Source organism: Blautia sp. ZXY-1-C6 (assembly GCF_056339875.1).
Window position 1 is genome coordinate 1 of sequence record NZ_JBWJVQ010000087.1, and the last position, 6,280, is coordinate 6,280.

General features: G+C 38.8%; 9 protein-coding genes. All 9 read left to right on the top strand.

Annotation, left to right across the window (positions count from 1 at the left end; all coding sequences use genetic code 11):
* The first annotated feature begins 185 nt into the window (after positions 1-185).
* Positions 186-536, top strand: coding sequence for a signal peptidase II (locus AC075J_RS03335; protein WP_476389993.1), 351 nt, complete (start codon positions 186-188; stop codon positions 534-536).
* Positions 537-716: 180 nt separating this feature from the next.
* Positions 717-1,631 carry an RluA family pseudouridine synthase gene (locus AC075J_RS03340; protein WP_008703141.1) on the top strand — a complete coding sequence of 305 codons (915 nt, stop codon included), beginning with the start codon at positions 717-719 and terminating at the stop codon, positions 1,629-1,631.
* Positions 1,632-1,697: 66 nt separating this feature from the next.
* Positions 1,698-2,336, top strand: a complete 639-nt coding sequence (locus tag AC075J_RS03345; protein ID WP_022381244.1) for a cytidylate kinase-like family protein — start codon at positions 1,698-1,700, stop codon at positions 2,334-2,336.
* A 245-nt stretch (positions 2,337-2,581) separates the two neighbouring features.
* On the top strand, positions 2,582-4,039 hold the full coding sequence (locus AC075J_RS03350) for an AI-2E family transporter (RefSeq protein ID WP_022381245.1): 1,458 nt from the start codon (positions 2,582-2,584) through the stop codon (positions 4,037-4,039).
* Between the two features lie 40 nt (positions 4,040-4,079).
* On the top strand, positions 4,080-5,159 hold the full coding sequence (locus AC075J_RS03355; RefSeq protein ID WP_476389994.1) for an N-acetylmuramoyl-L-alanine amidase family protein: 1,080 nt from the start codon (positions 4,080-4,082) through the stop codon (positions 5,157-5,159).
* Positions 5,131-5,634 carry a M23 family metallopeptidase gene (locus AC075J_RS03360; protein WP_476389995.1) on the top strand — a complete coding sequence of 168 codons (504 nt, stop codon included), beginning with the start codon at positions 5,131-5,133 and terminating at the stop codon, positions 5,632-5,634. The genes AC075J_RS03355 and AC075J_RS03360 overlap by 29 nt, the downstream gene beginning before the upstream one ends.
* 92 nt (positions 5,635-5,726) lie before the next feature.
* Positions 5,727-5,990: an acyl-CoA thioesterase gene (locus AC075J_RS03365; RefSeq protein WP_476389996.1), complete on the top strand. Its 264-nt coding sequence runs from the start codon at positions 5,727-5,729 to the stop codon at positions 5,988-5,990.
* The gene (locus tag AC075J_RS03370) at positions 5,959-6,159 is read left to right on the top strand and encodes an acyl-CoA thioesterase family protein (RefSeq protein WP_476389997.1); all 201 of its coding nucleotides are present in this window, start codon (positions 5,959-5,961) and stop codon (positions 6,157-6,159) included. The genes AC075J_RS03365 and AC075J_RS03370 overlap by 32 nt, the downstream gene beginning before the upstream one ends.
* Positions 6,149-6,280 (top strand): DUF5052 family protein (locus AC075J_RS03375; RefSeq protein ID WP_476389998.1); only part of this gene is annotated, 132 nt, incomplete at its 3' end. The genes AC075J_RS03370 and AC075J_RS03375, both read left to right, overlap by 11 nt.

A 6,280-nucleotide genomic window follows, 5' to 3' on the forward strand; every position in this document is an offset into this window, starting at 1 on the left:
TTATAATCTTCCTCTTTCTGTTGATTCACTGAATGCCGGGGATGTCCTGGCAGCAACAAAAAAAGACAAAAAAATGGAAGCCGGTCATATTAAATTTATCCTTATGGACTAGGATTGGTAAAAGTTTTATAGACAGAAACTGTCACAGATGAGGAACTGCTCCAGGCAATCCGGGAGATTCTGATATGACAGCTGTTTCCTCCGTATCTTCATGTATGCACTGGATTAGAGGCTGTATTATTATCCTTTTGCTGACAATCCTGGATCAGGGAAGTAAATCTCTTGTTCTGGCACAACTGAACAATCATCCTGATATCTCTCTCATTCCAGGAGTTCTTCAATTACGGTATCTCGAAAATCGTGGAATGGCCTTTGGATTGTTTGAAGGTAAAATTCCGGTGTTTGTGATTTTGTGCCTTTTGTTTTTTGGTGTATTTATCTATGTATATGCCAGAATCCCGAAAAACAGATATTATCTGCCGCTGTCAGTAACTGCACTGGTAATGGTTTCCGGTGCTCTTGGAAATTTTCATTGACAGAGTATGCAGAGGCTATGTTGTGGATTTTTATCTATTTTTCACTGATTGATTTTCCGGTATTTAATATAGCTGATATGTATGTGGTATGCAGTGGCATATTACTTGTTATGCTGGTGTGTTTCAGATACAAAAATGATGAAGATTATGACTTCTTAAGAATAAAAAAGGATTAGTATTATGGAAATTCTTAATTATCAGGTTTCTGACGGTCAGTCCGGTATCCGGATTGACCGCTATCTTTCTGAAATGAACGAAGAACTGTCACGTTCTTATATTCAAAAGCTGCTTAAAGAGCAGAAAATAACCGTCAATGGTTCTGCTGTAAAAGCCAACTACAAAGTTCAGGAAGGAGATGAAATCTCCGTAGCAGTTCCTGACATAAAAGAGCCGGATATACTTCCGGAAGATATCCCTCTGGATATTCTTTATGAAGATGATGATGTACTTATTGTAAATAAACCAAAGGGGATGGTGGTTCATCCCAGTGCCGGACATACTTCCGGAACATTGGTAAATGCTATTATGTTTCACTGTAAGGACAATCTGTCGGGGATCAATGGTGTTCTGCGTCCTGGTATTGTCCACAGAATCGATAAGGATACCACAGGTGCACTTCTTGTATGCAAGAATGATAATGCACACCGCAACCTGGCAGAACAGTTAAAAGAGCATTCTATCAGGCGTAGATACCGGGCAATCGTAGCAGGAGTACTGAAAGAAGACGAAGGGACGATCGAAGGTCCCATCGGGCGCCATCCGATTGACCGCAAAAAAATGGCTGTCAACTATAAAAACGGCAAGGATGCTGTCACACATTATAAAGTTCTGGAACGTTTCAAAAATGCCACTTATGTGGAATGCCGTCTGGAAACAGGCAGAACGCATCAGATTCGTGTGCATATGACAAGTATCGGTCATCCACTTCTGGGTGATGAAGTGTACGGTTCCGGTAAGAATCCTTATCATCTGCAGGGACAGACGCTTCATGCAATGATTCTTGGCTTTGTTCATCCATCAACGGGCGAATATATGGAGTTTACAGCTCCTTTACCTGAATATTTCGTTAAATTATTAGAAAAATTACGAAAGTAGTTTGCATTTTTTTGGAAATATTGTATAATATGTCTATCGAATATGTAACAGAAGGGAGTGCAGACTATGAATAGTACGAGTTCAATTATTACAATTGGTCGTGAGTACGGCAGTGGAGGAAGACAGATAGGTCAGGAAGTTGCCAAATATTTTGGTATTAAATGTTATGATAAAGAACTTCTCGAACATGCAGCAAATGAAAGCGGTATCTGCAAAGAACTTTTTGAGAATCATGATGAAAGACCAACTAACAGCTTTTTATATTCTCTGGTTATGGATACCTACTCATTTGGTTATTCTTCTTCAGGATTTACAGATATGCCTATGAACCACAAAATATTTCTTGCACAGTTTGACGCAATCAAGAAACTGGCCTCCGAAGGTCCATGCGTTATGGTCGGAAGATGTGCAGATTATGCGTTGTCAGAGTATAAAGACTGTTTCAGTGTATTTGTACATGCAGATATAGACTGGAGGATTAACCGTCTTTCACAGAAACATAATAAAACTGCAAAAGAAGCAAAAGACATGATCAATAAGACAGACAAGAGCCGTTCCAGTTACTATAATTACTACACCAATAAGAAATGGGGTGCTGCTTCAAGCTACAATCTCTGCGTAGACAGCAGCAAACTTGGAATTGATGGTGCAGCAAAAGCAATCATTCAGGCAATTGAGATTTTTGATTCCATAAAAAATAAATAGGATTATATTTTTACAGATACTTTACCACATCCTTGGTAAAGTATCTGTTTTTTGGATGAATTTATAACAGTCTTTTCAATTCATTCCAGATTGCCTGCGGCAATGGAATTTTGGCTTGTATGCCTCGGGATAGTGGTGTATGAACAGTAACAAGACTGCTATAATTTTTTTTAATATATATTAAATTTTCATGACATTTGTCAAAATATATGCTATAATCATACCATGTTAAAAAGGAGGACATTATGAAATTTCGTTGGGACAACCGATATTTACACTGGGGTGTAACCGCTTTTCTGGTAATTGCCGCCAGTATGCTGTTTTATTATGGCATATTTCACATGAAAACCCTGATCGTGGGAATCAAAACTTTTCTGGGAATTATGGCGCCTATTATCTATGGTGTAATCCTTGCTTATATTCTCAGTCCGCTGATCAATCTCTTTGAGCAGAAGCTGATCTATCCGCAGCTGGAAAAGCATAATATTAAGTTACAGAAAAAAGGAAAACGGGCTATTCGATGGGGATGTGTCCTTTTTTCCATGTTCCTGTTCTGGATTATCATTTACGCATTACTGATGATGGTGCTTCCTCAGTTGATCCGAAGTATCATGAGTATTATTTACAGTTTTCCGTACTATATAAAAGTTATTGAAAAGTGGCTCAATTCATTTGTTGAGCATGGATGGAAACTGAATCCTGAAATGCTCGATATGATCAACCAGTACTCTGCAAAAGCACAGGAATATCTTACTACCGATATTCTTCCGCAGATGCAGGATATGCTCAAAAATGTTTCAGCAGGTATTTTTGATATCCTGATCTTTATGAAGAATTTTCTGATCGGTGCCATTGTAGCTTTGTATGTACTTGCAGACAAAGAGAAATTTGTTGCCAAAAGCAAAATGATGGTATATGCTATATTGCCTCATAAATGGGCAAATATGCTTATACGCGTTATGCGTTTTACAGACAAGACTTTTGGTGGTTTCATATACGGAAAACTTCTGGATTCTGCTATTATTGGAATTTTGTGTTATTTTGGAATGTTGCTTTTGGATTTGCCGTATCCAATTCTTATCAGTGTAATTATCGGTGTGACAAATGTCATTCCGTTTTTTGGTCCTTACATCGGAGCCATTCCATGTATTTTGCTTATTTTAGTAGTAGATCCCATAAAAGGTCTGTATTTTGCAATTTTTATCCTGCTTCTTCAGCAGTTTGATGGAAATATCCTTGGTCCGAAAATTCTCGGAGACTCTACCGGACTTTCCAGTTTTATGGTTATTGTTGCCATCATGATCGGGGGTGGTCTCTTTGGGGTTCCGGGAATGATCGCAGGAGTTCCTGTATTTGCCGTACTTTATGCTCTGATCTGGAGACTGATCAATCATTCTCTTAATGACAAAAAAATGCCGGCAGAAGAGGAGACATATATAAATATTGACTGTCTGGATGAACAGACAGGTGAAGTACTTCCTCTTTGCAAGGAAGAAAAACACAAGGTTTCACCGGAAGAACTGGAAGCGAGAAAAAATAATTTCTTTATGAAAATATGGAATCCGCTTTCCGGACTGGTCATAACCATATGGAAATATCTCCTGCGGATTTTAAACATAATATGGGGATATATCAAAAAAGCAGGGATTTTCCTGAAGAACAGATATGTTGAATTAAAGAATAAACGAGAGAAAAATAAGTAAACCTTCACAGTTACAAAAAAAAACACACACAGGAGTTACTATGAAGAAAAAAAAGTTATATTTGACAGCTTTTCTTTTGGTTCTGGCACTGGCTCTGCAGGGGGGAATCTTTTCCGGTTTCTCTGTACCGGTTCAGGCTGCAGCAACTTCCAAAAAGCAGACAGGATTTGTGAAAAAAAACGGAAGCTGGTACTATTATGATAAGAACGGAAAAAAAGCTACCGGCTGGTACAAAAGTGCTGCAGGAAATCAGTACTATTTCGGAAAGACCGGTGCAGCCAAAGCCGGAATTCTGACCATCAGTGGAAAAAAGTACTGTTTTAATGAAAAAGGTAAAATGCTTACTACCTGGCAGACAGTAAATGGAAAAACGTATTTCTTTGATGAAAAAAAAGGATATATGCATACCGGATGGGTAACTACAGCTGCAGGGAATAAATACTATTTCTGGAATGACGGGGTGATACGATCCGGTTTCCATAAAGTAAATAATGTATATTACTGCTTTAATGAAAAAGGAAAAATGTATAAAAACTGTTTTCGCAAAAGCGGGAATTCCACCTATTATCTTCAGGCCAATGGCACTATGGCAAAAGGTCGTCTGAAAGTAAAGGGAAGCTGGTATTCCTTTAACAGAAATACCGGTCAGCTGGTCAGAAGCGGATGGTATAAAGAAACAGACGGTTCTTATTATTATGCAGCTTCAAATGGTAAACTTGTCAAAGGCTTCTATAAACCGGATTCCTATTATCGGTATTTCAGGAAATCAGATTGTAAACTGGTTACGGGATGGCAGACGATCAACGGACACAAGTATTATTTTAAGAAAACTAATGGAATCCGTTACGATGATATTATCCTGAAATCGTCATCTGGGAAAAGATATTATTTTGAGTCTGACGGAAAACTTGCCAGCAGTAAGTGGATCACGAAAAAAAGTGCTCATTATTATGCGAAATCAGATGGGGTGCTGGCCTCTGGATGGCTGACAGTAGACGGAAAGAAATATTATATGAACCCTTCTACATGTGAACGTGAAAGTGGGTGGGTTACTGTAGATGGAGAGAAGTATTACCTGAGTTCCTCCACAGGTGCTCTGGTTACAAAATCAGTGGATTGATGATAATCATTATGTTGGAGAAGATGGTTCTCTTATTCCTGACTATCAGAACGGAGTTTCTTTTCGGTGGCCTTTAAGCTCCGGTTATTCCTATATCAGCAGTTATTTTGGAAACAGGGAATCTCCGGGAGGAATCGGTTCTACCAATCATAAAGGAATTGACATTCCTGCTCCTACAGGAACACCGATTTATGCGGCAGCATCAGGAACCATTGTTGCCATGCTTTCACCGGCATCGTCAGGCGGTGCCGGATATTATACCAAGATCAATCATGATGGAAAGGGACTTATCACAGAATATATGCACCAGTCTAAATTTAACCCAAATCTGAGTGTAGGAGATAAGGTCAAAAAAGGTGATATCATCGGATATGTAGGAAGCACCGGGAACAGCACCGGTCCTCATCTTCATTTTGGGGTTATGGTTAATGGGGTAAATCAGAATCCTCTGAATTATGTGAAGAGACCGTCATAATTAACCGGTTTCAGACACGCTCTAGTATATCGTTTCGCAGACAAGTGAGTGGTATAGTTATTTTCATTTTATAAATATATAAAAAAGGATATATGGTATATGAAGGAAGAATCCAAAAAACATACACTTATTACAGAAAAGCGCAATATCATGAAACAGACCAGATGGGCATTATCCATCACTCTAATTATGTAAAATGGATGGAAGAGGCCAGGATTGGATATATGAGCCGGATGGGTTTCAGCTATAAGAAAGTAGAAGAGTTGGGAGTGATTTCCCCTGTTGTGGAAATTTCAGTTGCATATAGAAAGCAGGTTTTCTTCGATGATGAAATCCGGATCCCGCGTTGGCATTAAGCAGTATAATGGAATTTCTCTGGAATTTAATTATGAATTTTTTAATGCGAGCAGAAATGAAATCTGCACAACCGCTTATTCCAGACATTGTTTTCTAAAAGATGGGAAACTGATCGCTCTCAAAAAAGAGCTTCCGGAATTGAATCGCATTATTACAGATTGTCTGTAAAACTAATGACTTTGGAAAATCACGTATAGTAGTGATCAAATCCCGGTTGGGACAGCCTATAGCGGCTTTTTCGGGAGATGACGTGTACTGGGAAGTTCCGGAAGACCTCCCCCAAATGACG

Excerpts from the sequence above, each read along its gene's own strand:
- AC075J_RS03350 (WP_022381245.1), top strand. The coding sequence starts at position 2,582 with ATGAAATTTCGTTGGGACAACCGATATTTACACTGGGGTGTAACCGCT.
- AC075J_RS03340 (WP_008703141.1), top strand. The coding sequence starts at position 717 with ATGGAAATTCTTAATTATCAGGTTTCTGACGGTCAGTCCGGTATCCGG.
- AC075J_RS03355 (WP_476389994.1), top strand. The coding sequence starts at position 4,080 with ATGAAGAAAAAAAAGTTATATTTGACAGCTTTTCTTTTGGTTCTGGCA.
- AC075J_RS03370 (WP_476389997.1), top strand. The coding sequence starts at position 5,959 with ATGATGAAATCCGGATCCCGCGTTGGCATTAAGCAGTATAATGGAATT.
- AC075J_RS03335 (WP_476389993.1), top strand. The coding sequence starts at position 186 with ATGACAGCTGTTTCCTCCGTATCTTCATGTATGCACTGGATTAGAGGC.
- AC075J_RS03365 (WP_476389996.1), top strand. The coding sequence starts at position 5,727 with ATGGTATATGAAGGAAGAATCCAAAAAACATACACTTATTACAGAAAA.
- AC075J_RS03345 (WP_022381244.1), top strand. The coding sequence starts at position 1,698 with ATGAATAGTACGAGTTCAATTATTACAATTGGTCGTGAGTACGGCAGT.